The 25,241-nt window shown below is 58.2% G+C and carries 24 protein-coding genes and 3 tRNA genes; 6 read left to right on the top strand and 21 right to left on the bottom strand.

The features are described 5' to 3' along the window. Positions 1–100 precede the first annotated feature (100 nt). The 11 genes from nuoF to V6R85_RS02930 all read right to left on the bottom strand — a co-directional run bounded on the left by nuoF (position 101) and on the right by V6R85_RS02930 (position 7,032). Positions 101–1,405, bottom strand: a complete 1,305-nt coding sequence (gene nuoF, locus V6R85_RS02980; RefSeq protein ID WP_003502381.1) for an NADH-quinone oxidoreductase subunit NuoF — start codon at positions 1,403–1,405, stop codon at positions 101–103. A gap of 10 nt (positions 1,406–1,415) precedes the next feature. After that, positions 1,416–2,513 carry an NADH-quinone oxidoreductase subunit E gene (locus tag V6R85_RS02975; protein ID WP_111834308.1) on the bottom strand — a complete coding sequence of 366 codons (1,098 nt, stop codon included), beginning with the start codon at positions 2,511–2,513 and terminating at the stop codon, positions 1,416–1,418. Between the two features lie 16 nt (positions 2,514–2,529). Then, positions 2,530–2,790, bottom strand: a complete 261-nt coding sequence (locus V6R85_RS02970; protein WP_003502376.1) for a hypothetical protein — start codon at positions 2,788–2,790, stop codon at positions 2,530–2,532. Next, complete coding sequence (locus V6R85_RS02965; RefSeq protein WP_003496461.1) at positions 2,790–3,980, bottom strand: NADH-quinone oxidoreductase subunit D; 1,191 nt, start codon at positions 3,978–3,980, stop codon at positions 2,790–2,792. Before V6R85_RS02965 ends, V6R85_RS02970 begins: the two co-directional genes overlap by 1 nt. Before the next feature lies 1 nt (position 3,981). After that, entirely contained in the window at positions 3,982–4,410 is a 429-nt protein-coding gene (locus tag V6R85_RS02960; protein WP_060724097.1) for a GFA family protein, read from the bottom strand. Next, positions 4,407–5,009, bottom strand: a complete 603-nt coding sequence (locus tag V6R85_RS02955) for an NADH-quinone oxidoreductase subunit C (protein ID WP_020810740.1) — start codon at positions 5,007–5,009, stop codon at positions 4,407–4,409. The genes V6R85_RS02960 and V6R85_RS02955 overlap by 4 nt, the downstream gene beginning before the upstream one ends. Positions 5,010–5,030: 21 nt before the next feature. Continuing rightward, a complete protein-coding gene (locus V6R85_RS02950; RefSeq protein WP_003502368.1) occupies positions 5,031–5,615 on the bottom strand; it encodes a NuoB/complex I 20 kDa subunit family protein in 585 nt (194 codons plus the stop codon). Beyond that, positions 5,606–5,971 (bottom strand): NADH-quinone oxidoreductase subunit A, encoded by a 366-nt coding sequence (locus tag V6R85_RS02945; protein WP_003496469.1) that lies wholly within the window; start codon positions 5,969–5,971, stop codon positions 5,606–5,608. Before V6R85_RS02945 ends, V6R85_RS02950 begins: the two co-directional genes overlap by 10 nt. A gap of 437 nt (positions 5,972–6,408) precedes the next feature. Continuing rightward, positions 6,409–6,485: transfer RNA gene (locus V6R85_RS02940), tRNA-Asp, on the bottom strand. 41 nt (positions 6,486–6,526) lie between these two features. Beyond that, a tRNA-Asp gene (locus V6R85_RS02935) sits at positions 6,527–6,603 on the bottom strand. A 99-nt stretch (positions 6,604–6,702) separates the two neighbouring features. Beyond that, a complete protein-coding gene (locus tag V6R85_RS02930; protein WP_162687144.1) occupies positions 6,703–7,032 on the bottom strand; it encodes a hypothetical protein in 330 nt (109 codons plus the stop codon). A gap of 17 nt (positions 7,033–7,049) precedes the next feature. On the opposite strand from V6R85_RS02930, the gene V6R85_RS02925 reads away from it, so the two are divergent. Both V6R85_RS02925 and V6R85_RS02920 read left to right on the top strand, forming a co-directional pair. Beyond that, a tRNA-Val gene (locus V6R85_RS02925) sits at positions 7,050–7,125 on the top strand. Between the two features lie 320 nt (positions 7,126–7,445). Beyond that, on the top strand, positions 7,446–7,583 hold the full coding sequence (locus V6R85_RS02920; RefSeq protein WP_003502364.1) for a hypothetical protein: 138 nt from the start codon (positions 7,446–7,448) through the stop codon (positions 7,581–7,583). A gap of 207 nt (positions 7,584–7,790) precedes the next feature. Here V6R85_RS02920 and V6R85_RS02915 read toward each other — a convergent pair whose 3' ends face one another. From V6R85_RS02915 to clpP, 5 genes are all read right to left on the bottom strand, one after another. After that, positions 7,791–9,989 (bottom strand): esterase-like activity of phytase family protein, encoded by a 2,199-nt coding sequence (locus V6R85_RS02915; protein WP_111834307.1) that lies wholly within the window; start codon positions 9,987–9,989, stop codon positions 7,791–7,793. Positions 9,990–10,339: 350 nt separating this feature from the next. Then, entirely contained in the window at positions 10,340–10,615 is a 276-nt protein-coding gene (gene hupB / locus V6R85_RS02910; protein ID WP_003502360.1) for a DNA-binding protein HupB, read from the bottom strand. Between the two features lie 289 nt (positions 10,616–10,904). Further along, complete coding sequence (gene lon, locus V6R85_RS02905; RefSeq protein WP_111834306.1) at positions 10,905–13,322, bottom strand: endopeptidase La; 2,418 nt, start codon at positions 13,320–13,322, stop codon at positions 10,905–10,907. A gap of 414 nt (positions 13,323–13,736) precedes the next feature. After that, positions 13,737–15,014 carry an ATP-dependent Clp protease ATP-binding subunit ClpX gene (clpX, locus tag V6R85_RS02900; protein ID WP_003496489.1) on the bottom strand — a complete coding sequence of 426 codons (1,278 nt, stop codon included), beginning with the start codon at positions 15,012–15,014 and terminating at the stop codon, positions 13,737–13,739. A 293-nt stretch (positions 15,015–15,307) separates the two neighbouring features. Beyond that, positions 15,308–15,940, bottom strand: coding sequence for an ATP-dependent Clp endopeptidase proteolytic subunit ClpP (gene clpP, locus V6R85_RS02895; RefSeq protein WP_003502355.1), 633 nt, complete (start codon positions 15,938–15,940; stop codon positions 15,308–15,310). A gap of 452 nt (positions 15,941–16,392) precedes the next feature. Here clpP and V6R85_RS02890 point away from each other — a divergent pair, with 452 nt between their 5' ends. Together V6R85_RS02890 and V6R85_RS02885 are read left to right on the top strand one after the other, a co-directional pair. Beyond that, positions 16,393–17,640, top strand: a complete 1,248-nt coding sequence (locus tag V6R85_RS02890) for a GGDEF domain-containing protein (protein ID WP_087743807.1) — start codon at positions 16,393–16,395, stop codon at positions 17,638–17,640. A 72-nt stretch (positions 17,641–17,712) separates the two neighbouring features. Next, the gene (locus V6R85_RS02885; protein WP_162695517.1) at positions 17,713–18,966 is read left to right on the top strand and encodes a cytochrome P450; all 1,254 of its coding nucleotides are present in this window, start codon (positions 17,713–17,715) and stop codon (positions 18,964–18,966) included. Between the two features lie 20 nt (positions 18,967–18,986). Here the strand turns inward: V6R85_RS02885 and V6R85_RS02880 are convergent, their stop codons facing one another. Continuing rightward, on the bottom strand, positions 18,987–19,757 hold the full coding sequence (locus tag V6R85_RS02880) for an SDR family NAD(P)-dependent oxidoreductase (protein WP_162690818.1): 771 nt from the start codon (positions 19,755–19,757) through the stop codon (positions 18,987–18,989). A gap of 89 nt (positions 19,758–19,846) precedes the next feature. Between V6R85_RS02880 and V6R85_RS02875 the strand changes: the two genes are divergently transcribed. After that, positions 19,847–20,161, top strand: coding sequence for an ArsR/SmtB family transcription factor (locus V6R85_RS02875; RefSeq protein ID WP_003502347.1), 315 nt, complete (start codon positions 19,847–19,849; stop codon positions 20,159–20,161). Positions 20,162–20,181: 20 nt separating this feature from the next. Here V6R85_RS02875 and V6R85_RS02870 read toward each other — a convergent pair whose 3' ends face one another. The 4 genes from V6R85_RS02870 to V6R85_RS02855 form a co-directional block, all read right to left on the bottom strand. After that, entirely contained in the window at positions 20,182–20,523 is a 342-nt protein-coding gene (locus tag V6R85_RS02870; protein ID WP_003502345.1) for a cupin domain-containing protein, read from the bottom strand. A gap of 168 nt (positions 20,524–20,691) precedes the next feature. Next, positions 20,692–21,204, bottom strand: a complete 513-nt coding sequence (locus tag V6R85_RS02865) for a hypothetical protein (protein ID WP_087743804.1) — start codon at positions 21,202–21,204, stop codon at positions 20,692–20,694. A 269-nt stretch (positions 21,205–21,473) separates the two neighbouring features. Then, a complete protein-coding gene (locus V6R85_RS02860) occupies positions 21,474–22,757 on the bottom strand; it encodes an O-acetylhomoserine aminocarboxypropyltransferase (RefSeq protein WP_003502341.1) in 1,284 nt (427 codons plus the stop codon). 73 nt (positions 22,758–22,830) lie between these two features. Continuing rightward, positions 22,831–23,265, bottom strand: coding sequence for a CoA-binding protein (locus V6R85_RS02855; protein ID WP_111834305.1), 435 nt, complete (start codon positions 23,263–23,265; stop codon positions 22,831–22,833). Between the two features lie 895 nt (positions 23,266–24,160). Between V6R85_RS02855 and V6R85_RS02850 the strand changes: the two genes are divergently transcribed. Then, a complete protein-coding gene (locus tag V6R85_RS02850) occupies positions 24,161–24,997 on the top strand; it encodes an EamA family transporter (RefSeq protein WP_060724089.1) in 837 nt (278 codons plus the stop codon). The last annotated feature ends 244 nt before the right edge of the window (positions 24,998–25,241 follow it).

Below are 25,241 nucleotides of genomic sequence, written 5' to 3'. Positions count from 1 at the left end.
CAAATCCTTAATCGCGCCCGAGACTTCATCTCGTCGGTCAGGCGCTTCATGGTTTTCCGGCGCCGGGATCATCCCCGCGCCGCATGCAAACTGCGAAAGCTTATTCGGCAGCTTCCAGAACAGCGCCATCATCCATGGCCCTGTAGGTATATTGGTCGATGCGCTTTTCGATTTCCGGACGGAAATTGCGGATCAGCGCCTGTACCGGCCATGCGGCGGCGTCGCCGAGCGCACAGATGGTGTGGCCTTCGATCTGCTTCGTCACTTCGAACAGCATGTCGATTTCGCGCTTCTGCGCGTTGCCCTTCACCATGCGTTCCAGCACGCGCCACATCCAGCCGGTGCCTTCACGGCACGGCGTGCACTGGCCGCAGCTTTCATGCTTGAAGAACGCCGCGATGCGGGCGATCGCCTTGATGACGTCGGTGGACTTGTCCATGACGATCATGCCGCCGGTGCCGAAGGACGACTTCACTTCGCGCATGCCGTCGAAGTCCATGATGGCGTCCTTCATGTCCTCACCGCGCACGATGGGGCAGGATGCGCCGCCGGGGATGACGCCAAGCAGATTGTCCCAGCCGCCGCGAATGCCACCGCAATGGTGTTCGATCAGTTCACGGAAGGACAGGCCCAGCGCATCTTCGAAGGTGCATGGACGCTCGACATGGCCGGAGACCATGAACAGCTTGGTGCCGACATTGTTCGGACGGCCAATAGACGAGAACCATGCCGCACCTCGGCGCAGAATGGTCGGAGCAACGGCGATGGATTCGACGTTGTTGACGGTCGTCGGGCAACCGTAAAGACCCATATTGGCCGGGAACGGCGGCTTCAGGCGCGGCTGGCCCTTCTTGCCCTCGAGGCTTTCAAGCAGTGCTGTCTCTTCGCCGCAGATATAGGCACCTGCGCCGTGATGGACGTAGATGTCGAAATCCCAGCCGTTCTTGTTGTTCTTGCCGAGCAGGCCCGCATCGTAACATTCGTCGATGGCGGCCTGAAGCGCCTCACGTTCGCGCATATATTCGCCGCGCACGTAGATATAGGCGGTGTGTGCACCCATGGCGAAACCGGCGATAACGCAGCCTTCGATCAACGTATGCGGATCGTTGCGCAGGATTTCGCGGTCCTTGCAGGTGCCGGGCTCGGATTCGTCGGCGTTGACCACGAGATAATGCGGACGGCCGTCGCTTTCCTTGGGCATGAAGGACCACTTGAGACCCGTCGGGAAGCCTGCGCCGCCGCGACCGCGAAGGCCGGAAGCCTTCATCTCGTTGATGATCCAGTCACGACCCTTTTCGATGATCTGCTTGGTGCCATCCCAATGGCCGCGCGCCATCACGCCCTTCAGGGACTTGTCCTTGAGGCCGTAGAGATTGGTAAAGATGCGATCCTGATCTTTTAACATGCTTCACCCTTTACCGCGGCTTCTTGCCGAAGACCCTGATATACTCGGCTTCGCCACCCTTGGCGAGCGCCTCGGCCTGCTTGATCCACTCATCGCGTTCGATGCGGCCCTTGAAATTCAGATAACCGTCGACCCAGTCGCATTCAGCCTTTTTCCAGCCGGTAATCTGCGCGTAGGTGAAGATGCCGAGCTCGTGCAGCGTGCCTTCGATCTTCGGACCGACGCCGGAAATGAGCTTCAGGTCGTCGGGCGTTGCGGGCTTTTCGATGCCGGCCGGACGATCCTTGGAATCGAGTGACGGCTTCGCAGATCCCGAAGCTTCCTTTTCGGCGGCCTTGACGTTCGCTTCAGCAGCCTTCGGCTCGTTGGCCGGCGTCTTCAGCTTCGGATCGGTTTCCGGCGCGTCCGTCTTCGGCTTGGCGGCATTGGCCGGCGGAACCGGTGCGGCATCAGCCACGACTTCGGCAGGCTTGTCGAGATTGGAACGATCCGGCTTGATCTCTTCCGTCAGGGTCGTCAGGCCACCGACCGGGACCGACTCGTGACGGTCGATCTGCGGGCCGGTCTTGACCGTATCGCCCTTGCCTGCCTCGAACGTGTCGATGATCTCTTCCAGACGCTCGGGCGTCAGGTCCTCATAGGCATCCTTGAAGATGATGACCATCGGCGCGTTGACGCAGGCGCCCTGACATTCCACTTCTTCCCAGGAGAGCGTGCCGCTCTCATTGGTATGCAGCGGATCGTGATGGATCTTCTTGCGGCAGACGTCCATCAGCGCTTCCGAGCCGCGCAGCATGCAGGGCGTAGTGCCGCAGACCTGAACGTGGGCGCGTGTGCCAACCGGCTTCAGCTGGAACTGCGTATAGAAGGTCGCCACTTCCATGACGCGGATATAGGCCATATCCAGCATGTCGGCGATTTTCTCGATGGCGGCGCGGGTAACCCAGCCGTCCTGCTCCTGCGCACGCATGAGCAGCGGGATGACCGCTGATTGCTGGCGTCCCTCGGGATATTTCAGAATCGTCTTTTCCGCCCATGCGGTATTTTCCGCATTGAAGGCAAATGCCACGGGCTGGAACTGATCTTCGGCTAGTCGACGAACGGACATACTTCCTCACGCCTTTTCAGTTTAACGTCTCACAACGCGATCTCGCCACCGTGACGAATTCGCAGGCGTAAGCCGCCTTGTCTTTCTGCATGAACACGATGAACTTGCTGCCATTGGGAACCGAGGCCTTGATCTCGTATCCCGATGACAGAAGCTGCTTGATGGTCGAAGAGCCGCCGCTCGACAGCGATACCTCAGGCTCGCTCGTCGCCGTCTGGGCGAGAACGGGTGCCGACATCGCAGCGAGAAAAGCCGGTATGGCCAGCGGCAGACGCATCAGCGGTCGACCTCCCCGAACACGATGTCGAGGGAGCCGAGCACGGCTGTAACGTCAGCAAGCTGATGGCCCTTGCACAGGAAATCCATGGCCTGCAGGTGTGCGTAGCCCGGAGCGCGGATCTTGCAGCGGTAGGGCTTGTTGGAACCATCGGCGACCACATAGACGCCGAATTCGCCCTTCGGCGCTTCGACGGCGGCGTAAACTTCGCCGGCCGGAACGTGATAGCCTTCGGTATAGAGCTTGAAGTGATGGATAAGAGCTTCCATCGAACGCTTCATCTCGCCGCGCTTGGGCGGAACCACCTTGCCATCCAGCGAGGAGACCGGGCCGATGCGGTGCTTGCCGGAGAGAAGATCGACGCACTGCTTCATGATCTTCACCGATTCGCGCATTTCCTGCATGCGGATCAGGTAACGGTCATAGCAGTCGCCGTTCTTGCCGACGGGGATATCGAACTCCAGATCGGAATAGCACTCGTAGGGCTGCGCGCGACGCAAATCCCAGGCAGCACCCGAACCGCGCACCATCACGCCGGTGAAACCCCAGGCGAAGGCGTCTTCAAGCGAGACCACGCCGATATCGACGTTACGCTGCTTGTAGATGCGGTTGTCGGTCAACAGACCTTCGATATTATCGAGCACGGTCAGGAACGGATCGCACCACTTGCCGATATCATCGACCAGTTCCGGCGGCAGGTCCTGATGAACACCGCCCGGACGGACATAGGCCGAGTGCATGCGGGCGCCGCAGGCGCGCTCATAGAACACCATCAGCTTTTCGCGCTCTTCGAAGCCCCAGACCGGCGGCGTCATCGCGCCGACGTCCATTGCCTGCGTCGTCACGTTCATGATGTGCGACAGGATGCGGCCGATTTCAGAATAAAGCACGCGGATCAGCTGGCCGCGCATCGGGATTTCGAGGCCCAGCAGCTTTTCGACGGCGAGCGCAAAAGCGTGTTCCTGGTTCATCGGCGCGACGTAGTCGAGACGGTCGAAATAGGGAACGGCCTGCAGATAGGTCTTGGTCTCGATCAGCTTTTCGGTGCCGCGATGCAAAAGACCGATATGCGGATCGACGCGCTCGACGATTTCGCCGTCCAGTTCCAGAACCAGGCGCAGCACGCCGTGCGCGGAAGGGTGTTCCGGACCGAAGTTGATCGTGAAATTGCGGACGTTATGCTCAGTCATTCTAGTGCTCCGCCGAGGTGATCATGGCGATGAATTCGGGGCCGGTCATGTTCTGCGTGGTTTGCGCGAAAGAATAGCTCGAAGGCTTCTCATCCGTGAAAATCTGCGACGCAAAATGGAAACTGGAAGGGTTGTCGAAAGCCTGCAACGAGACGGCAAAATGCTTGCCATCCTTGGAGCGCCACATCAGCGTGCTGCCGCAATTCTTGCAGAAGCAGCGCTCACCCCACTCAGACGAGGAATAGACGCCGAGGTTCTCTTCGTTTTCGACGGAGATATCAGCGCATTCGACAGCCAGAAACGCACCGCCGGACCAGCGGCGGCACATGGAGCAATGGCAGACGCCGAATTCGCGGGCACCGATCGCGGCCTTGAGGCCGACGGCACCGCAAAGACATTGGGCACGCTCTGTCGCAGGGGCTTCGCTCATTGCTTGGCCTTTTCGTCACCCGGGAGAACATATTCAGTCCCCTCCCAAGGAGAGAGGAAATCGAAATTGCGGAATTCCTGCTTCAGTTCGACCGGTTCATAAAGAACCCGTTTCAGCACGTCATCGTAACGTACTTCCACAAAGCCGGTAACCGGAAAATCCTTGCGCAGCGGGTGGCCTTCGAAACCGTAGTCGGTGAGAATACGGCGAAGGTCCTTATGGCCTTCAAACGGAATACCATACATGTCCCAGGCTTCGCGCTCGAACCATTCCGCGCCCATATAAACGGGGGTCGAAGACGGAACACCCTCGTCTTCCGCCACCTGCAGCTTGACGCGCACGCGCAGGTTCTGGCGCGGCGACAGCAGGTGATAGACGACATCAAAACGCTTCTCGCGCTGCGGCCAGTCGACACCGCAGATATCGATGATGTTGACGAAACCGCACTGCACATCGTCACGCAGGAAGGTCAAAAGCGCGATCACGCTTTCAGGCGTCGTGTTCAGCGTCAGTTCGCCATAGGCAATATCAGCCGACACCACGAGGGAACCGCGCGCTTCCTTAACGTAAGCAGCAAGATCGTTGAGAGCTTCGCTCATTACTTAATCCGTCCTTTGCCCTTAACGCTCGATCGTACCGGTACGCCGGATCTTCTTCTGCAGCAGAAGTACGCCGTAAAGCAGCGCCTCCGCCGTGGGGGGACAGCCCGGAACGTAGATATCCACCGGCACGACGCGGTCGCAACCGCGCACGACAGCGTAGGAATAGTGGTAATAGCCGCCGCCATTGGCGCAGGAGCCCATGGAGATGACGTAACGGGGCTCAGGCATCTGGTCATAGACCTTGCGCAGAGCGGGCGCCATCTTGTTGGTCAGCGTGCCGGCGACGATCATGACGTCCGACTGGCGCGGTGAGGCGCGCGGGGCAACGCCGAAGCGCTCCATGTCGTAACGCGGGCCGGAAGCCTGCATCAGGCCTTCGACGGCGCAGCAGGCAAGACCGAACTGCATCCACATCAGGGAGCCGGTACGCGCCCAGGTGATCAGCTCGTCGGTCGAGGTAACGAGAAAGCCCTTATCGGCCAGCTCGTCGTTGATGTCCGTGAAGTAGGCGTCGTTGCTGCCAACCGGCTTGCCGGTCGAGGGATCGATGATCCCCTTCGGCTGCGGCGCAACGAGCGTGGTGTTGTTCTGGCTCATGCCCATTCCAGCGCTCCCTTCTTCCACTCATAGATAAAGCCGATGGTGAGGACGAGAAGGAACACCATCATCGACCAGAAACCGAACCAGCCCATCTCGCCGAAAGACACCGCCCAGGGGAACAGGAAGGCGACTTCCAGATCGAAGATGATGAACAGAATCGACACCAGATAAAAGCGGATATCGAACTTCATGCGGGCATCGTCGAAGGCGTTGAAACCGCACTCGAAAGCGGAGAGCTTTTCCGGGTCCGGCGCCTTGTAGGCGACCGCAAAGGGCGCAATGAGAAGCGCCAGGCCGATGACGAGAGCGATACCGATGAAGATTGCGATCGGAATGTAGGAACTGAGGAGTTCAGTCATGGTCTCTTCCCTGTCCGGCCGGGTGCCGGACCTGCCTTTGTGACCTTAAGTCTCAAAGAGCGGACAAATATGTTGCAACGCCAAAGTGGTTAGCGCAGCCGCGCCCTCTCTGCAAGAGTTTAGGCACCATTTCAAGACACCTGCCGCATTGATTGGCAACAATATTGCCGGAATTGACGCAAATTTGGGCCACAATTCCGACCTAAGCCCCTCAAATACAATAATAATCGATTGAACGACGCAACCGCAAAAAAGTCACACGAATTTTACGTCGAAACGGCGGTGAAGTGACGATATCCCGATATCGAAACTTGACTAAAAAAAGCAGGAAAAATCGCGTTTGAAACGGCCGGAATCAAGCATCGGAATCGTCAAAAATCGAGGCGTGCAAACAGCGCGTCGATCTGGTTTTGAGGAGACATTTCAAGAGAAAGAAATGGCGCGAGTGACGGGGCTCGAACCCGCGACCTCCGGCGTGACAGGCCGGCACTCTAACCGACTGAGCTACACCCGCGCTCCACAGACATTCATCTGCGTTTTTTCCGAGGAACAGGATGGCGCGAGTGACGGGGCTCGAACCCGCGACCTCCGGCGTGACAGGCCGGCACTCTAACCAACTGAGCTACACCCGCTTATCCTGACGGACAGGACCTTGTCCCGCCGTACGAACCAGCCTCGGCTGTTCGTTGAGCGGCTAACTACGGCGTTCGTGCGGGGGTGTCAAGCAGGTTTCACGACAAAAGAATAAGCTTTTTGATTTTGATCGGGAAAAACCCTGGGGCCTTTGATCGGCGTTCCAGCAAACGCCCTGTTTTGCGGGCTTTTCCCAACGAAAACAAAAAACTTGTCCACAGCGAGCGGCTTCCCCGACGGCATTTCCCCAGGGCCATCAAGGCGTCATTGGTTTCTGATTTCACCAAAAAGCCCGCAGTTCCCGGCTTTTTGCCCCTCCCCTTCGACGGAGGGAAAAGCCGCTCCGAAAAAAAACAAAAAAACTTCACAAAAGCCCTTGCGGTTTTTTTCCGATCCGAATACATCACGGCCACCGACGCGGCGGACATGATCCGCAGGACGCGAAGGGCGATTAGCTCAGTTGGTAGAGCGCCTCGTTTACACCGAGGATGTCGGGAGTTCGAGTCTCTCATCGCCCACCATTTTCCAAATTTCTCAAATTCACATGTTATGAGCTGAATGTTCTTCAGCTGGCGCGGTCTTTTGTCCTGCATTTTCCGCATCTGGAATCAGCCGGCCCTGCCCCGCATCTCGTCGCTGGGCGTATCAATCCGAGCCCGGAACCACCGGAATCGTTTTCCAGCCCTCATCTATTCCAAATCGATACGTCCGTTTCGGATTCCGACAGCTTCACCGAATCCCTGTGCCACCGTGTAACATACCGAAAAATAAGCGGATTCAGACTTTTTAAAGAGATTTCGGGCATTGTTTGCGCACCGTTTCATGATGAACGGTTGAACTGATGGATGAAACCATGTCGATCGACGCGTTTGTAACACTCGCGCTTATTGCGCTGCCTGTTTATATTTTTTTCCGCTGGGTCCAGCAGGACTCAGAAAAACAAGATACTCCCAAAAGCAAAAATTCCATGGGGCGGTGATCCGTTACGGTCGACCCGCAGTATTTTCCCGGACGGTCTCCGGACGAAATCCTCCACAATCCGATATCCAAGCGGCAATGCTGATTTCAATAGCTAGCCATCGCCAGGAATCGCGCAAAATCGGGGAACCCGGCCCGGGGGGCCCTCGCCGCACAAAAAAGCCGGGCATAGCCCGGCTTTTCTCATTTACAGCGCCTTTCGGCTCGATCAGTTGATCGCCTTCATGTTGACGGTGAAGAACAGCGTCTCGCCGGAAGAATCGTCCACGCCGTCATTGTCGGTCACGGCATAGGCCGTTCCAGCCTTGTCGAAGGTGAAGCCTTCCAGCTTGTCAACGACGTAGCCGTTGGTCTGGGCCTTGAGGTCGGGCAGGAAGTCATGGGCTTCCTGCTTGGCCACCAGCGGCAGTTCGCCGCCGATCTTGCCCGGCTTCAGATCCGCGATCGCAACGCGGTAGAGCTTCTTGATCTTGGCCTTGTCGCCGATCTGGTTGTCGCGCTCGACGATATAGACATAGTCGCCCTGCGCGGTGATTTCGGAAAGGCCAATCCAGCCTGCCTCGGTCTTGTCGAGCGGATAACGCACGGTGCCCCACTCCTTGGACTTCGGATTGTAGGAGACGAGCTTGACGAAGCCCTTCTCATCCGTGCCCCACTCGCGTTGCACAGCCATCCACAGCGTGGCGTCGTCGCCCTTGCCGATCATGGTCACGCCTTCGAAACCGAAGCGGGTATCGCCGGAAAGGAGTTCCTTCGGCAGAGCGATCTCGGCCTTGATTTCGCCCTTGGCGTTGACGTTATAGAGCGCGTGCGGAACAAGCTTGGCGCTGTCGCCTTCAGAGGCCAGCCAGAAACCGCCCTTGCCATCAAGCGTGATGCCTTCGATGTCGAGCTTCTGAGCAGCAATGCCGTCACGCTTGACGCGCAGCACGCTGGTGATGGTGGCAGGCTTCTTCGTGGCGTCGATGGTGAAGATCGACGGCTGGTTGCCATAGACCGAGTCGGAGACGGCATAGAGAATGCCGGGCTTCTCAGCATCGCCGACCAGGCCGGAAAGAGCGCCCCAGCCGATCGGCGCGCCGTCGACGGTGGCGGAAACGAGCTGCGGATAGGCAGGCTGGCCTTCGGCGCGCTCATAAAGCATGACATGCGAGCGGACACCGCCGTCTTCGATCAGATCGACCTCATTGGCCGTAGCAAGGAGATTGCGCGACGGAATGGCGACGGCGCCTTCCGGCGAGACGCCCGAAGGCAGGAGCTGCGTCAGCTGCGGCTCCGCACCGGTATCCTTGTAGACGGCGACCACCGAAGCGCGCTCGGCAAGCACGAAGAAATACTTCTGGCCATCGAAGGTCGCCGCTTCCAGACCTTCGGGCTCAATGCCCTTGGCCTTGGAGCGCTTTTCCGGATAGTGGCCGATGGCGGCAACCGCGCGCTCGAGCGAAGCACCGGCTTCATAGAGAAGCTTGCCGGTCTTGTCGAAAATGGTGAAGCCGCGCGAACCGCCCTGCCAGTCGCCTTCATTGGCGATGACGATACGGTCATTGTCCAGCCACTTTACAGCGTCCGGCTCGCGCTTGCGGCCTTCCTGCTTGTCGGTGAATTTCAGCTGACCGTCGGTCTTCGTGTCGACGCCTTCCAGATCAACCTTGCCGACGGAGAAATGCGTCTTCACCGTGCCGGTCTTGCCATCGATGATGACGATATGGTTGTTTTCCTGCAGCGTCAGAGCGATCTCGCCATTGGCGTTGATCGAGACGAATTCCGGCTCCGGATCCTCAGGGGAAATTTCGGCGAGACCGGTAACGTCAATCTTCTTCAGCGTCGCGCAGTCGGCCACGCCGTCCTTCAGGCCGACCGTTACCAAATAGCCGGCGGGCATCTGCGGCAGTGCGCCTTCGTTCACATCTTCATCACGCTCGTTTTCGATCGCGATGGCGGCAAAGGTTTTATCAGGGGAAACGGCGACGGAATCGGGCTGGCCGCCGAGATCACAGCTTGCCTCGATCTTCTTCGTGGCAATATCGACTGTCACCAGCTTGCCGGACGGGTTGGCGCGGTTTTCCGACGTATTGACGCCGGCGAGAACCTTAAGGCCAGCAACGGCAACAGAGGTCGGCTCGCCTTCCAGCAGCAATGCGCCGCCGGCCTTGGGGGCCTTCGCGTCGGTGATGTCGATGAAACCGATGCCGCCGAGCGGGCTGTCCGAATAGATCAGCGTCTTGCCGTCTTCACTGGCGGTGATGATTTCAGCCGAGGTGACGGACTTGGCGTCCTTGTCCGCGGGAAGGTTTTTCGCCACCGGGAAAGACGCGATGCGGTTGAAAACCGGCTCGGCAGCGGCCGGCAAGGCCACGGACGTGAGCAGAGCAGCGGTCAAGGCCATTTGAGAAAATCGGAACGCCATTTTAATCCCCCTTGGGTCCAGAAATACCCCATGGCTTCTGCGTCAAAGACATGACAGTGGCATGACATTTCCTGTCGGGAATCAAAAAGCCCGGCCATGGAGACCGGGCTTTCTTGTTTCTGCGCACATTCCGCGTATCGGAGCACCGTGTGACCGGATGGAGGCTGCACAGGCGCGCTCCCTACTTTCGTTTACATCCTGCCGGATTGAGAACCAGGCTGTCCGAAAAGCATTTCGAAAAACCGCCCGGTTTTGGGCCGGCATGATGGCGTCAGCGCGTCAAAACATGTTTCCTCGTGAACCTGAAAAGCCGCCCGCCCGCCGCCGGGCGTTGCGGCTTTCCGGAAACCTTACGAGTTGACGGCGTCCTTCAGGCCCTTGCCTGCGGAAAACTTCGGTACGTTGCGAGCCGGGATATCGACTTCAGCACCCGTAGAAGGGTTACGGCCCTTGGAGGCTTCACGGCGGCTAACGGAGAAGCTGCCGAAGCCAGCGAGGCGAATGTCGCCACCGTTCTTCAGTTCGCTCTGTACGGTTTCGAATACGGCATCAACAGCGGAAGCAGCATCTGCCTTCGTGAGACCAGCCTTTTCGGCAACAGCAGAGACGAGCTCGTTCTTGTTCATGTTTCCACCCCTTTCAATGGTTTGAAACGACTCAAATTAAGCCGGCGCAGAATACGTTTGCATCCGCGCGCAGCAACCCAAAAGCGCTGGAATCGCCTGAAAAACAAGGGGTCTGCGATTTTTTTCACAAAAAAGGCCGACATTTCTGCCGGCCTTCCACATATTCGTGCCAAATTCGCATCACTTGCCCGGAGCTGAGCGCAGAATGCGCCTTCCGACACCTAACATATTGAATCTATGCAGCACCCGTCGCGAAAGGCGATTCCCGCCCCTCGCGACGAAGCACGTATCAATGTGCGATGGTCTGGCTGCCGTCGTCGACGCCTTCGACCGTAGCGATAACAGGCGTCTCGATGCTGCCGTCCCACTCGATGGGCTCCGGCTGGCGCAGAAGGGCGTGCCTGATGACCTCGCCCATGCGCGAAACCGGGATGATTTCCATCTCGTTCTTCACATTGTCCGGAATCTCCGCCAGATCCTTGGCGTTCTCTTCCGGGATCAGTACCTTCTTGATGCCGCCGCGAAGGGCTGCGAGCAGCTTTTCCTTCAGGCCGCCGATCGGCAGCACGCGACCACGAAGCGTGATCTCGCCCGTCATCGCAACATCCTTGGAGACCGGAATGCCGGTCATGATGGAGACGATGGCGGTTGCCATGGCAACACCGGCGGACGGTCCGTCCTTCGGGGTTGCCCCTTCCGGAACGTGAACGTGGATGTCGCTCTTGTCGAAACGCGGCGGTTCGATGCCGAAGTCCACGGCGCGCGAGCGGACATAGGATGCCGCTGCCGAAATGGATTCCTTCATCACTTCCTTGAGGTTGCCGGTGACCGTCATGCGGCCCTTGCCCGGCATCATCACGCCTTCGATGGTGAGCAACTCACCGCCGACTTCCGTCCATGCCAGACCGGTGACAACACCAACCTGATCCTCACGCTCGGCTTCGCCGTGGCGGAACCGCGGAACGCCCAGATAATCCGGAACGTTGGCTGCTGTGACTTCCACGGACTTGACCTTGCCCTTGATGATCTCGGTCACGGCCTTTCGCGCAAGCTTCATCAACTCGCGCTCGAAGCTGCGCACGCCCGCCTCGCGGGTGTACTGCTGGATCACGATCATCAGAGCGTCATCGCTGACCGAGAACTCTTCCGGACGCAGGGCATGTTCCTTGATCGCCTTCGGCAACAGGTGACGCTTGGCGATTTCGCGCTTTTCGTCTTCGGTGTAGCCGGCGATGCGGATCACTTCCATACGGTCCATCAGGGGACCCGGAATGTTCAGCGTGTTGGCCGTGGTCACGAACATCACGTCGGACAGGTCGTATTCCACTTCAAGATAGTGGTCCATGAAGGTGGAGTTCTGTTCCGGATCGAGAACCTCCAGCAGTGCGGAAGACGGATCGCCACGGAAATCCATGCCCATCTTGTCGATCTCGTCGAGCAGGAAGAGCGGATTGGACTTCTTGGCCTTCTTCATTGACTGCACGATCTTGCCAGGCATGGAGCCGATATAGGTACGGCGGTGACCGCGGATTTCCGCCTCGTCACGCACGCCGCCCAGCGCCATGCGCACATATTCGCGGCCGGTCGCCTTGGCGATCGACTTGGCGAGCGAGGTCTTGCCGACGCCGGGAGGGCCGACGAGGCACAGGATGGGGCCGCGAATCTTCGAGGCGCGCGCCTGCACGGCCAGATATTCGACGATGCGTTCCTTGACCTTGTCGAGACCGAAATGATCCTGATCGAGGATTTTCTCGGCCGCGTTGAGGTCAACCTTGACCTTCGACTTCTTGCCCCAGGGCAGACCGAGCAGCCAATCCAGATAGTTGCGCACGACGGTCGCTTCCGCGGACATCGGGCTCATCTGGCGAAGCTTCTTCATTTCCGCTTCGGCCTTTTCCTTGGCCTCCTTGGAAAGCTTGGTCTTGGCGATGCGCTCTTCCAGTTCGGCCATCTCGTCACGGCCGTCCTCGCCGTCGCCGAGTTCCTTCTGGATCGCCTTCATCTGCTCGTTCAGGTAATATTCGCGCTGGGTCTTCTCCATCTGGCGCTTGACACGCGAGCGGATACGCTTTTCGACCTGCAGCACGGAAATCTCGCCTTCCATGAAGCCAAGCGCCTTTTCAAGCCGCTGCTTCACGCTGACGGTTTCCAGCATTTCCTGCTTTTCGGTAATCTTGATCGACAGGTGCGAAGCGACCGTATCAGCGAGCTTCGAATAATCGTCGATCTGGCCGGCAGCGCCGACAACCTCGGGCGAAATCTTCTTGTTGAGCTTCACATAGCTCTCGAATTCCGAAACGACCGAACGCGACAGCGCCTCGATCTCGACCGGATCTTCGGCAGGCTCCTGCAACGGCGTCGCGGTGGCTTCATAGAAGTCTTCACGGCCGGTGTAGCTGTCGATCTGGGCGCGGCCCTTGCCTTCCACCAGCACCTTCACGGTGCCGTCGGGAAGCTTCAGAAGCTGCAGGACATTTGCGACCGTGCCGACCTTGTGGATGGCTTCGGGAGCCGGATCGTCATCGCTGGCGTTGATCTGGGTGACAAGCATGATCTGCTTGTCCGAACCCATGACTTCCTCGAGCGCACGAATGGATTTTTCCCGCCCGACGAACAGGGGAACGATCATATGCGGGAAAACGACAATGTCGCGCAGGGGAAGTACCGGATAGGTACCACCAGATGCCGCAGACGTGATGTTCGTCATATCATTTCCTTTCATGGTCCCTTTCGGGACACTTTGCCGGACAGCTTGGGGCATCCGGCACATTCATTTCTCGAGACTGAAAATGGAGTTTCGAAACACCGATTTCAAGTCGCCGGAACAGACGATCCCGCTGAGCGGCAAGACCGTGAAATTCAACAAAACCCAGCGCCGGCTAGTACTCCCGACATTTCCGGTTATCCTTGAAGGTCAGGAACCGGGTCGCCGACGGGAATTCACATTTCCGTCATATCGCGCTGCAAATCAGTTGTAAGACTTTATCAGCAAAGCGCAATCCGCTCCAAACGCAAAATCGGGCTTCGCCAAGTTAGGCGCAAGTTTCACGCCCGGCCACAACAGAAAAGGCCCGCACGGGATGCGGGCCTTTTGATTTCATCAAAGTACCGGATCGGTCGATCAGGCCGAAACGTTGGTCTTTTCTTCCTGACGATCCGCATAGATGTAGAGCGGACGGGCGACGCCGCTGACGACGTCGTTGGAAATGACCACTTCGCGTACGCCTTCCAGCGTCGGCAGTTCGAACATGGTATCCAGCAGGATCTTCTCCATGATCGAGCGCAGGCCGCGGGCGCCGGTCTTGCGGGTGATCGCCTTGCGGGCGATTTCGCGCAGAGCGTCCTCGTGGAAGGTCAGTTCCACATCTTCCATCTCGAACAGGCGCTGATACTGCTTGACCAGCGCGTTCTTCGGCTCGGACAGGATCTGGATCAGCGCATCCTCGTCGAGGTCCTCCAGCGTCGCCAGAACCGGCAGACGGCCGATGAATTCCGGGATGAGACCGAACTTCACCAGGTCTTCGGGCTCCAGTTCGCGCAGAACCTCGCCAACGCGGCGATCGTCTTCCGCCTTGACGGTCGCACCAAAGCCGATCGAGGTCTTTTCACCACGGGCCGAGATGATCTTGTCGAGGCCGGCAAACGCGCCGCCGCAGATGAACAGGATGTTGGTCGTATCCACCTGCAGGAATTCCTGCTGCGGATGCTTGCGGCCGCCCTGCGGCGGAACGGAAGCGACCGTGCCTTCCATGATCTTCAGAAGCGCCTGCTGAACGCCCTCGCCCGACACGTCGCGCGTGATGGACGGGTTGTCCGACTTGCGGGAAATCTTGTCGACTTCGTCGATATAGACGATGCCGCGCTGGGCGCGTTCGACATTGTAATCCGCAGACTGCAACAGCTTCAGGATGATGTTTTCCACGTCCTCGCCGACATAACCGGCTTCGGTCAGCGTCGTTGCGTCCGCCATGGTGAAGGGAACGTCGATGATGCGGGCGAGCGTCTGGGCAAGATAGGTCTTGCCGCAACCCGTCGGACCGACGAGCATGATGTTCGACTTCGCAAGCTCGACATCGCCGTTCTTGGAGGCGTGCGCGAGGCGCTTGTAGTGGTTGTGAACGGCCACCGACAGGATTTTCTTCGCCTGCTTCTGGCCGATGACATATTCGTCGAGGATCTTGATGATGTCCTGCGGGGTGGGAACACCCTCGCGCGACTTCACCATCGACGTCTTGTTCTCCTCGCGGATGATGTCCATGCACAATTCGACGCATTCATCGCAGATGAATACCGTCGGTCCGGCAATGAGTTTCCGGACTTCGTGCTGGCTCTTGCCGCAGAATGAACAATAGAGTGTATTCTTAGAGTCGCCGCCGTTGCTGCCGCTGACTTTGCTCATATCTCTTTCCTTCCAGCACGCCGCAGGTCCGCCAAACGGATCGCGGTCAACTTACCGCCCGCCGATACGGCAGCCCTTGGGGTGCATCGCCGTATCCGCCTCGTTTCCCGGGGTACTAACCGGTATCAGATACATGAGCTGACAACCGGCTGCAACGAATTCCCCATCAAACCAAAGGCCACGTCATAAAAATTCAACATAGCCTTTATATATACTAATATCGCTTTCTGTTGCGGTTGAAAGCCCCGAAATTACTTTTGCGGGTTCAAACAAACGTCAAAAAGCGGCGCGCCTCAATTCGCGGCGGCGCCTTCGATTTCCTGGCGCGAGGTCAGGATCTTGTCGATCACGCCCCATTCCTTCGCCTCGTCTGCATCCATGAAATGGTCGCGATCAAGGGTTTTTTCAACCTCTTCGAGCGTGCGGCCAGTATGCTTCACGTAGACTTCATTCAGGCGACGCTTCATCTTGATGATGTCACGGGCGTGGCGCTCGATATCCGATGCCTGGCCCTGGAAACCGCCGGACGGCTGGTGAACCATGATGCGGGCGTTCGGGGTGGCGAAACGCATTCCCTTTTCACCGGCAGCCAGAAGCAGCGAGCCCATGGACGCGGCCTGACCGACGCAGAGCGTGGAAACCGCAGGGCGGATGAACTGCATCGTATCGTAGATCGCCATGCCGGCGGTCACGACGCCACCCGGCGAATTGATGTAGAGCGCGATTTCCTTCTTCGGGTTTTCAGCCTCGAGGAAAAGAAGCTGCGCGCAGACGAGCGACGCCATCTGGTCTTCCACCGGGCCGGTAAGGAAAATGATGCGTTCCTTGAGAAGACGGGAAAATATGTCGTAGGAGCGTTCGCCGCGATTGGTCTGCTCTACGACCATCGGCACCAGAGCCATGGCGGTATCAACTGGATTTTTCATGTCCGTCCTTTGTCAAACTCTGCCCTTCGCGGAAAACCGCTCCGGAATCACTTCTAACCTTCATACTCCCTACATAGAGTGTCCCTGCCCCGTACTTCAAGACACGAAGCCGCATATCCTTAACGGCTCAACAGCGTTTGCAGGCCGTCGAGGGCCGACTTGGCAAGGGTTTCGAACCGGGCGGGGCCGGCCGGGCCTCTTTCCCTCACCGCCACCATTTTTTTACTATGGCGCGCGGCGGGGGCAAAAATCGTCCGCCATACACAGATATAACTTCTCACCGGCAAGAACTCGTTAGTATTTGCTGCTGATACTGGCCAGCGAATTTCCGGTTCCCGTTGGGGAATGGGCCCATCCGGGCGAAATGGCAGCTCAACAATTCCAGCGGGCATAACGCACCTTGTGCGAGATGGCCCGCTTTTACCGCATGATGGCGCAGATAGGATTTTGCAATGCTGGATGCAAAGACGAGCACGCTACTGTGGGCGGCGGAAACGTTCACCCTTGCCGTGCTTTTGGGAACGCTGTGGCTGCACCGCCCTTCCCGCCGGCATAATCTCTATTTCGCCGCAGGTTTCCTCACCACAGGCATCGGCACTGTCATGGTGGCGTTTCGCGGCGATATTTCCAGTTTTCTGTCCATTCAGGTCGGCAATACGTTGGCGCTTTCCGCCTTTGGTTTCTGGCTGGCTGGCCTGCTCTGCTTCGAGCAGCGCAAACTCGGCGGCTGGGTTGCTATTCCGGCCCTGCTGTGGATCGCCGGAATGTTCGTGCCGCCCGTGCGCGAAGACATGGTCGCCCGCATCCTGCTTTATCATGCCAGCGCGGCCACGGGCTATTTCATGCTCGCGGGCGTGCTTCTGGCCAGCAGGGCGCGCGCATCTCGCAGCCGAAAGGTTCTGGCCACGATCCTGATCCTGCAGGCTTTTGCCGGAGCGATCGTCGCATCCATCGTCATCCCGGCCAATGCCGCAATCCCCAATGCCATTCCCATGACATCGGCGCTCTCCATTTCCGGCATGCTCGGCTTCACGGCGATCATCATGATCAGCGCCAAGATCATCATGGAAGACACGGAGATTCGTCTTCACCGGCTCGCCATGACCGATCATCTGACCGGCGTTCTCAACCGGCGCGGTCTGCTGGAGGAGTTCGAGCGCATCAAGAAAAGGTCGCCGGCCTCCAGCCGTTATGTGGCGTTGGTGCTGTTCGACATCGACCATTTCAAGAAGATCAACGACAGATACGGCCATCAGTCCGGGGATGCGGTCCTCGTGCATTTCTGCAATATCGCCCAGCGTGTGATCGGCGATCGCGGCCTTTTCGTCAGAATGGGAGGCGAGGAATTCGCGCTGGTCGCCGAAGTCGAAAGCCCTTCCAGCACAGCGACGCTTGCAGAAGCCATCCGCGGCAATCTACGCCTGTCGAAGATCAGTTCGCGTGGTGAAAGCATCGAGGTGACCACCAGCGTCGGCATCGCCGAAGCCATGATCAGGGATGCCGACCTCAACACAATGATGACGGAAGCCGACCGTGCGCTCTATGCTGCCAAGAAGGCCGGGCGCAACCGGACCGTCATCCACGTCAATTCGGCCAATGTCGTCGTGCCCGCCTCGGACCGCGACGAAAACCCGATGGACAACAATGCCGACCGCCAGGTTGCGGCGCTGAACCGGATATCCGCCATCGCCAGTCGATGACGATGTAACCATCCAGTGACAGACGGAGGGGAGTTCCCCTCCCTTCCCAAAGCGCCACGCGCGGAATAAACCATGGGCATGACAGCGACATTTCCCTTTCTCAAAATCGATCCCGCCACCCGCCGCGTTTCACTCGACGCCCGCGACCCGGCCTTCTACAACGATCCGAACCCGGTTTATGCCGCCCTGCATGGGCAATGTCCCACCTTTTACTGGGAGGAGCAGCGGCAATGGTTCTTCACCGGTTACGACCATGTCAGCGCACTTCTGCGCGACCGCCGCTTCGGACGGCAGATCCTGCATGTGGCTAGCCGCGAGGAAATCGGCCTGCCGCAACCGCTGGAACATGTGAAGCATTTCGACGCCGCCGAGCAGCATTCGCTTCTGGAGCTGGAGCCGCCGGAACACACGCGGCTGCGCACGCTCATCAACCGCGCCTTCGTCTCTCGGCATGTCGACAAGATGAAACCGGAAATCGAGGAACTCGCCAACCGCCTGATCGATGCCTTCGAGAGCAAGGGCGAAACCGAGCTGCTCTCCTCTTATGCCGATATCATCCCGGTGACGATGATCGCCCGCATGATCGGCATTCCCGAAGAGATGGGGCCGCAGCTTCTGAAATGGTCGCATGCCTATGTCGGCATGTACATGTTCAAGCGCACGCCCGAGGACGAGCTTCTGGCCGACAGGGCCGCGCATGAATTTTCAGAGTATGTGCGCAGCGTGATCGCCGAGCGGCGGGCGGAGCCGAAGGATGACCTGCTGAGCCACATGATCCATACGGAGCACAAGGGCCAGTACCTGACCGACGACGAGCTCATCTCCACCACCATCGTGCTGCTGAATGCCGGGCACGAGGCGACCGTGCACCAGATCGGCAATTCCGTGCGCATCATTCTGGAAAGCGGCATTTCTCCGGAGACCCTGTTCCACGACGAGGCCGCCACGGAACGCACGGTGGAAGAAACCCTGCGCATCTGCGCCCCGGTTCATATTTTCCAGCGCTGGGTTCTGGAACCGGTCGAAATCGACGGCGTCGCATTCAAGCGCGGCGACAAGGTCAGCCTCATCCTGGCAGCCGCCAATCTCGACCCGGCAAAATTTTCCGATCCGCTGACCTTCCGGCCGGACCGGAACGAAGGCGCCAACGTCTCTTTCGGCGCCGGCATCCATTTCTGCATCGGCGCACCGCTTGCACGGCTGGAGCTTAATCTCGCCTTGCCCCTGCTTTTCAAACGCCTGCCGGGCCTGAAGATTGCCGAGCCGCCCAAGGTCAAGGATGTCTATCATTTCCATGGCCTCGAGCGGCTCGATCTCAGCTGGTAAGGCAGAGGGAGGATTCGGCCTTAAATCTGGGCCAGACCGCCATCAACCGAGAGCTCGACGCCGGTGATATAGCTGGCCTTGGAAGATGCCAGAAACAACACCGCCTCGGCGATTTCGTCGGGGTCGGCCATACGGCCGATCGGTGCCGCATCCTTCAGATAGGCCTTGAAACCGGCGATCTTCTCATCGTCCATCTTCAGGCCATTTTCCATGATCGGCGTGCGGGTAACGCCCGGGCTCACCGTATTGACGCGGATTTCCCGCGCTTTCAGATCATTGGCAAAACTGCGGGCGAATGAGCGAACCGCCGCTTTCGAAGCATTGTAAGCGCTCAGCTTTTCCATACCCTTGTTGCCGACGATCGACCCCGTCAATACGATCGAACCGCCGTCCTTCAGCACCGGCAACAACGTCTGCACCGTGTAAAACACGCCCTTCACGTTGATGTCGAAAATCCGGTCGTAGAGCGCCTCATGGGTCGCACCAAGATCGTTGTTCTCGGCGATGCCGGCATTGGCGACCAGCACATCCACCTTTCGCCCGTCGGCTTCAATGCGAGCCTTGAGCTGTTCCAGATCCGAAAGCTTGGCAACATCGGAAACGAAGCCGATTGCCCCTTCCCCGAGCTTGGCGACGGCGGCGTCGAGATTGGCTGAATTGCGGCCCGTCACATAAACCGCAGAGGCGCCGCCCTCCAGAAACAACCTGGCGACTGAAAAGCCGATGCCTGTCGATCCGCCCGTGACGACGACCACCTGTCCGCTGAATAGTCCAGACATTGCAAACTCCATGAATATCGTAATTTCCGAATTACCATAATTCGGTATTTCGGTTTTATTGAAATATTGAAGCTTGTCAATCCATATGCTACAGGCGGTCCATGGTTCAGTTTTTTCATCCCGCTCGCGAGGACATATCGCTTACCGCCGTGCTGTCCGCCCTTGGCGAGCCCGCGCGCATGGGCATCATCCGCAAATTATGGGGGTCGGAGGCCGGGCAGAATTGCGGTGCGGCAGCGCCCTGTCAGGATATGCCGCGCTCCACCCTGTCCAGCCATATGCGAATCCTGCGTGAGGCAGGATTGATCCGCACCCATAAACAGGGCGTCGAAAATATCAGCGTTGTGCGCATTGAGGATATGGAAGCCCGCTTTCCCGGACTCCTTCCATCGATTCTCAAATTCGATGAGCAGTAAGCACCAAACCGCATCCGGCCTCAGAGCCGGATGACGTAGTCTTTGCGCGTCGTTTCCACGACCTCCCACGTGCCGGCAAAGCCCGGACGCAGGATAACGCGGTCACCGGGTTTCAGATCGCGTGGCGCACCGCCATCTTCGGTCAGGATGGAATGGCCTTCGAGAATGTTGAAATATTCCCACTCGTCATAAACAACCCGCCATTTGCCGGGGGTGGACTGCCAGATGCCGGCATAGATGCCGCCGGGAGCCTCCTCGATATTCCATGTGGTGAATCTCGGATCGCCGGAGATCAGCCTTTCCGGCGCAGGCGCGCCATGCTCCACCTCGGTAACATCATCAAAGGACAGAAAATTCGCCATGACATCCAGATCCATCAAATGTGGTTGGTAAAATAGCTTTGCTCATTTGTGAGCGCTTCGTCAAACGTCTTCAACTTCAAATACAACTTAAAATTGATTTCATGGGCAGCGAACGCTTGCTCGTTGCCCCGTTTCCCGTCGCGGCCTTGCAGCGGGAGAAGATGCGGTTCACTCCATCCTCGTCCAGCCAAAAACCAGCCAGGTATATTTCGACTTCTTGTCGGGTTCGGCGGTGTAGGTCATCTGTATATCGCCGTCCTTCGCATAAATATCGAGCCTGGGCGCCGTATCCAGCTTCAGCCAAAGCGAACTCTTGTTGAAAGACCATGTTCCGCACCAGACGCATGAACCCGCGGGATCACCGGCCTGATGGAAATTATAACGACCGTCCGCCGTGATCTCCAGATAGTCGAACGCCGAGTAAAATGTCGTTACCGTCTCCTGGAACAGTGTCGCATCCGCTTCCTGCTGCGAGGTGGGCGCGGTCTTCATATCGCGCGGCGGGCGGCTGGTCGCACCGCTGAGTTTCCACTTTCCGACAAAATCCTTCTGAGTCGGGAAATATTCCGCCTCCGCCTTTGCCGGCGAAACCGAAGCGACGACAGGTATATCAGCCATACCTGCGACCCCGATCGCAAGGAGAAGGGTGACGATGCGGAGCATTCCGGTTCGGTTTTTCATATGGCCTATCTTTCGCAATGGGAGTGCAAGGGCCTGTTCTAGGCAGATTCGATGCTTTGAGTAAGATGGTAACCGATGAACGGAAGCGGCGCGCCAATCGTCCATCAGGCTCACCAACTGCCTTCCGGCACTGACACCAAAGTTTTATCCACAAACCGAAGTGACAACCTCAGTTTCCCGCTGATTTCACCCGCGCAATGAACGGGAATATCACCGCAGGAAATTCGAAGGGGAGTCACGCGAGTACCAAACTCGCGTGACCAACCACGTCACAGCTTGGCAAGCGATTGTTCGAGATCGGCGATGATGTCCTTGACGTCCTCGATGCCGATCGACAGGCGAACCACATCCGGCCCTGCACCGGCGGCCGTCTGCTGTTCCGGTGTCAATTGCGCATGGGTGGTGGAGGCCGGGTGGATGACGAGGGAGCGCGTATCGCCGATATTGGCGAGATGGGAGAAGAGCTGCAGCCCTTCCACCAGCGCCTTGCCGGCCGCATAACCGCCCTTGACGCCGAAAGTGAAGACGGAGCCTGCGCCCTTTGGCGAATATCGCTGCTGGAGGGCGTAGTTGTCGCTGTCCTCCAGCCCGGCATAATGCACCCAGCTGACTTTGGGATGCGCCTTCAGCCATTTCGCGACGGCCAGCGCATTGTCGGAATGGCGCTGAACGCGCAGCGGCAGTGTCTCGATGCCCGTCAGGATGAGGAAGGCGTTGAAGGGCGAAATGGCCGGTCCGAGGTCACGCAATCCCAGAACGCGGCAAGCGATGGCGAAGGCGAAATTGCCGAAGGTCTGGTGCAGCACGACGCCGGAATACTCCGGCCGGGGCTGCGACAGCGCCGGATATCTATCCGTCGCCGACCAGTCGAAGGTCCCGCCGTCAACGATGATGCCGCCCATGGAATTGCCGTGCCCGCCAAGGAATTTCGTCAGCGAATGCAGCACGATGTCAGCGCCGTGTTCCAGCGGCCGCAGCAGATAGGGGCTCGCCATGGTGTTGTCGACGATCAGCGGCAGGCCGTGCCGGTGGGCGACATCGGCAATCGCGGCTATATCCACGAAAGTACCGCCGGGATTGGCAAGGCTTTCGATGAAGACGGCGCGTGTGCGGTCGTCGATCTGCGCCTCGAAGCTGGCCGGATCGGTGGCGTCAGCCCAGCGCACCTGCCAGTCGAAGCCCTTGAAGGCGTGACCAAACTGGTTGATCGAGCCGCCATAAAGCTGACGAGCGGCGACGAAATTGTCGCCGGGCTGCAGGAGCGTATGGAAGACCAGCAATTGCGCGGCATGGCCGGACGCCACGGCAAGCGCCGCCGTGCCGCCTTCCAGCGCCGCCACGCGCTCTTCCAGAACAGCCTGGGTGGGGTTCATGATTCGCGTGTAGATATTGCCGAACTCTTTCAATCCGAACAGGGCGGCGGCGTGATCGGCGTCGCGGAAAGCAAAGGCCGTCGTCTGATAAATGGGTGTCGCACGCGCGCCGGTGGTCGGATCAGGTTGTGCGCCCGCGTGGACGGCCAGCGTTGAAAACCCGGGATTGCTGCTCGGCATGATGTTTCCTCCAATGGAATTTTGAAGGGATCATAATGCCTTGCCGCCAAATGATAAGTCCGATCCGTACCAACTATCGCACAATATTGAGACGCGGATACTCAATTGCAGGGCAACGGTCCATCACAACCTCTATGCCATAGGCTTCCGCCTTGGCGGCGGCATTGTCATCGCGAACGGAAAGCTGGCCCCAGATCACCGATGGTCGCTCGGGCAGCAATATCGCCTCTTCGACGATTGCCGATAAATATTCCGGCGCGCGGAAAACATCGATCATGTCCACCGGCTCGGGAACATCGGCGAGCCTGGCGTAGACCTTCTGTCCCAATATCGCCTTGCCTGCCTGGCCGGGATTGACCGGAAACACGCGGTAACCCTTGGACAGCAGGAAGCGCATGACGCCGTGGCTCGGCCTGTCCGGGTTGGGCGAAGCGCCGAGCAGCGCGATGGTTTTGACGTCAGTCAGAATTTTTCTGAGGTAGTCGGGCTCGTAACTATCATGCTGCATGTCAACTTATCCCTCTTGGAACGTCACATGGTTTGAAGAATACCAATGCAGATGCGCCATTTGAAAGCTGCGCGAGCATAGCCTCGTCTGCATAATTCCACCGACGCATTCCTGACACTGCCGAATGCGCCTGCCCTTCCCATCTAGGAAGCTTCCCTGCTGTCTTGAACCCTTGCCCGGCCGAAAATCGCTGCCACGACAGACCTATCGTCGCGCAGTGGCACGTTTTCGTCCACGCAAAATGATTTCACCAAAATACCAGAATCCCGGTTCTATTGACTAATTTTGTCCAGTTTTCAAAATGGCGCAAACCGGCACAAAAGCGGCTCAAACAACATTAGCGTGCAAGTTATGCGCCCTTCGTCTCCTGTTTGTTTTCATTCCGTTCGCAGGTGAATTAGAGTTATCTAATTTTCAGAAAGTTATTCTGTAAATCAATCTACAAACAAACCTGCAACGTTACAGCAAGCCGTTCATAGCAGATATGAAATTTCTTTTCATGTACATCCCATCCAATTGATATACCTTCCGACCGAAGCGCCCAGCGGAGCTATTTGACAAAACAGGTAGTATTATGGGCCAAAACACGCTCCGAATCGAAACCACAAGCTGTGCGCCCAGCGCTCATGCCACCATCTGACGGATGAAATCCTGAGCAGAATACCATATCGCGCCGGAGCAAAATCATTCCGCGCGCGCCTGACATGCACAAAGCAAGAGTTTTACGCGTGTTGCAATATCAGCCGCAGTCACATGTCGTTTGTGGGTGGTTCCACCGGCGCAAAACGCTCACTCGAACAATTCGCAGGGGCGTGTCGCCCTCACCGAAAATCGATTCCGGTTTTCAGGCCGATGCTGTAGGTTGCCCAAAGTAGCCCGCGAGCGAGTCTCTATTGTGACATTTGACATTCTTCTTCTGGTGCTCCTGGGCGCGATGCTGCATGCCGGATGGAATGCGCTGGTCAAATCCGGATCCGACAAATCACTGGACGCCTCACTGATTGCGGCGGGAGCTGCGGCCTGTTCACTGCCGTTTCTGCCTTTCCTGCCCTTCCCCGCACCGGTCGCCATTCCCTTCCTGATCGCTTCGGCCGTTCTACAATTCGCCTATTTCCGCCTTGTCGCCGCCGCCTATACGATCGGCGATATCGGCCTTGTTTATCCCGTCATGCGCGGTGTGGCTCCCTTGATCGTCGCGGCGACGAGCAGCCTGTTCCTGAGCGAGGTTTTGAGCCCGCTGGCCCTTGCCGGGATCGCGATCATCTCCGGCGGCATCCTGACACTCGTATTCGAGGCAAGGCGTGGCGGCGGAAAGGCTATTCTAGTCGCGCTGCTCAACGCCTTCGTGATCGCGTCCTACACCTTCGTCGACGGCGTCGGCGCAAGACTTTCCGGCAACGCCATCTCCTATACGCTCTGGATGTCGCTTTTGCCGCCGGTGCTGCTTTTCGGTTTTGCCTTTTTCCAGCGCGGCGTCGGCCCTGTCGTCCAGCATGTCCGACGCAACTGGTGGCGCGGCCTGATCGGCGGCGGCGGCTCCATTCTGTCCTACGGACTTGCGCTTTACGCCATGACCAAGGCGCCCGTCGCCGTCGTCGCGGCGCTGCGGGAAACCTCCATTCTCTTCGCGTTGGTAATCTCCGTGGTGATCCTCAAAGAACGCGCCAGCATCTGGCGTTATCTTGCCGGAGGCATCATTGCAGCGGGCGTTCTGGTGATGCGACTGGGGTAAAACGGGTTTGTTTGGTGAGGTAAAATAATACCCCATTATCAAGTCATTGTTTTTACTATATTATTTTTACGACCTCCAAAATCCGTCATATTGACGCTTTCGCTCGCGCACCGTATAAGCGCGCCAGATCGGATTCCAGCCGGAATAGGGTCATTTGCGGTTGTCCTTGATGGCAACCAAACCAAGCAACAAGAAACGCCCGTATGCTCTTTCATGAAGAGGATGACGGGTCCACGTTAGAAAG

The organism is Agrobacterium sp. CCNWLW32, assembly GCF_037083425.1.
Classification (GTDB): Bacteria; Pseudomonadota; Alphaproteobacteria; order Rhizobiales; family Rhizobiaceae; genus Agrobacterium; species Agrobacterium radiobacter.
The sequence above is the reverse complement of the archived record's forward strand: the minus strand, read 5'-3'. Positions and strand labels throughout refer to the sequence as shown.

Coding starts and splice junctions, on each gene's coding strand:
- clpP (WP_003502355.1), bottom strand. CDS start 15,940: ATGAAAAATCCAGTTGATACCGCCATGGCTCTGGTGCCGATGGTCGTA.
- clpX (WP_003496489.1), bottom strand. CDS start 15,014: ATGAGCAAAGTCAGCGGCAGCAACGGCGGCGACTCTAAGAATACACTC.
- V6R85_RS02965 (WP_003496461.1), bottom strand. CDS start 3,980: ATGACTGAGCATAACGTCCGCAATTTCACGATCAACTTCGGTCCGGAA.
- lon (WP_111834306.1), bottom strand. CDS start 13,322: ATGACGAACATCACGTCTGCGGCATCTGGTGGTACCTATCCGGTACTT.
- V6R85_RS02945 (WP_003496469.1), bottom strand. CDS start 5,971: ATGACTGAACTCCTCAGTTCCTACATTCCGATCGCAATCTTCATCGGT.
- V6R85_RS02915 (WP_111834307.1), bottom strand. CDS start 9,989: ATGGCGTTCCGATTTTCTCAAATGGCCTTGACCGCTGCTCTGCTCACG.
- V6R85_RS02950 (WP_003502368.1), bottom strand. CDS start 5,615: ATGGGCATGAGCCAGAACAACACCACGCTCGTTGCGCCGCAGCCGAAG.
- hupB (WP_003502360.1), bottom strand. CDS start 10,615: ATGAACAAGAACGAGCTCGTCTCTGCTGTTGCCGAAAAGGCTGGTCTC.
- V6R85_RS02870 (WP_003502345.1), bottom strand. CDS start 20,523: ATGGCGAATTTTCTGTCCTTTGATGATGTTACCGAGGTGGAGCATGGC.
- V6R85_RS02880 (WP_162690818.1), bottom strand. CDS start 19,757: ATGGAGTTTGCAATGTCTGGACTATTCAGCGGACAGGTGGTCGTCGTC.
- V6R85_RS02885 (WP_162695517.1), top strand. CDS start 17,713: ATGGGCATGACAGCGACATTTCCCTTTCTCAAAATCGATCCCGCCACC.
- V6R85_RS02860 (WP_003502341.1), bottom strand. CDS start 22,757: ATGCCGAGCAGCAATCCCGGGTTTTCAACGCTGGCCGTCCACGCGGGC.
- V6R85_RS02865 (WP_087743804.1), bottom strand. CDS start 21,204: ATGAAAAACCGAACCGGAATGCTCCGCATCGTCACCCTTCTCCTTGCG.
- V6R85_RS02960 (WP_060724097.1), bottom strand. CDS start 4,410: ATGAGCGAAGCCCCTGCGACAGAGCGTGCCCAATGTCTTTGCGGTGCC.
- V6R85_RS02890 (WP_087743807.1), top strand. CDS start 16,393: ATGCTGGATGCAAAGACGAGCACGCTACTGTGGGCGGCGGAAACGTTC.
- V6R85_RS02855 (WP_111834305.1), bottom strand. CDS start 23,265: ATGCAGCATGATAGTTACGAGCCCGACTACCTCAGAAAAATTCTGACT.
- V6R85_RS02875 (WP_003502347.1), top strand. CDS start 19,847: ATGGTTCAGTTTTTTCATCCCGCTCGCGAGGACATATCGCTTACCGCC.
- V6R85_RS02975 (WP_111834308.1), bottom strand. CDS start 2,513: ATGTCCGTTCGTCGACTAGCCGAAGATCAGTTCCAGCCCGTGGCATTT.
- V6R85_RS02955 (WP_020810740.1), bottom strand. CDS start 5,009: ATGAGCGAAGCTCTCAACGATCTTGCTGCTTACGTTAAGGAAGCGCGC.
- V6R85_RS02920 (WP_003502364.1), top strand. CDS start 7,446: ATGGATGAAACCATGTCGATCGACGCGTTTGTAACACTCGCGCTTATT.
- V6R85_RS02930 (WP_162687144.1), bottom strand. CDS start 7,032: ATGTCCGCCGCGTCGGTGGCCGTGATGTATTCGGATCGGAAAAAAACC.
- V6R85_RS02970 (WP_003502376.1), bottom strand. CDS start 2,790: ATGCGTCTGCCGCTGGCCATACCGGCTTTTCTCGCTGCGATGTCGGCA.
- nuoF (WP_003502381.1), bottom strand. CDS start 1,405: ATGTTAAAAGATCAGGATCGCATCTTTACCAATCTCTACGGCCTCAAG.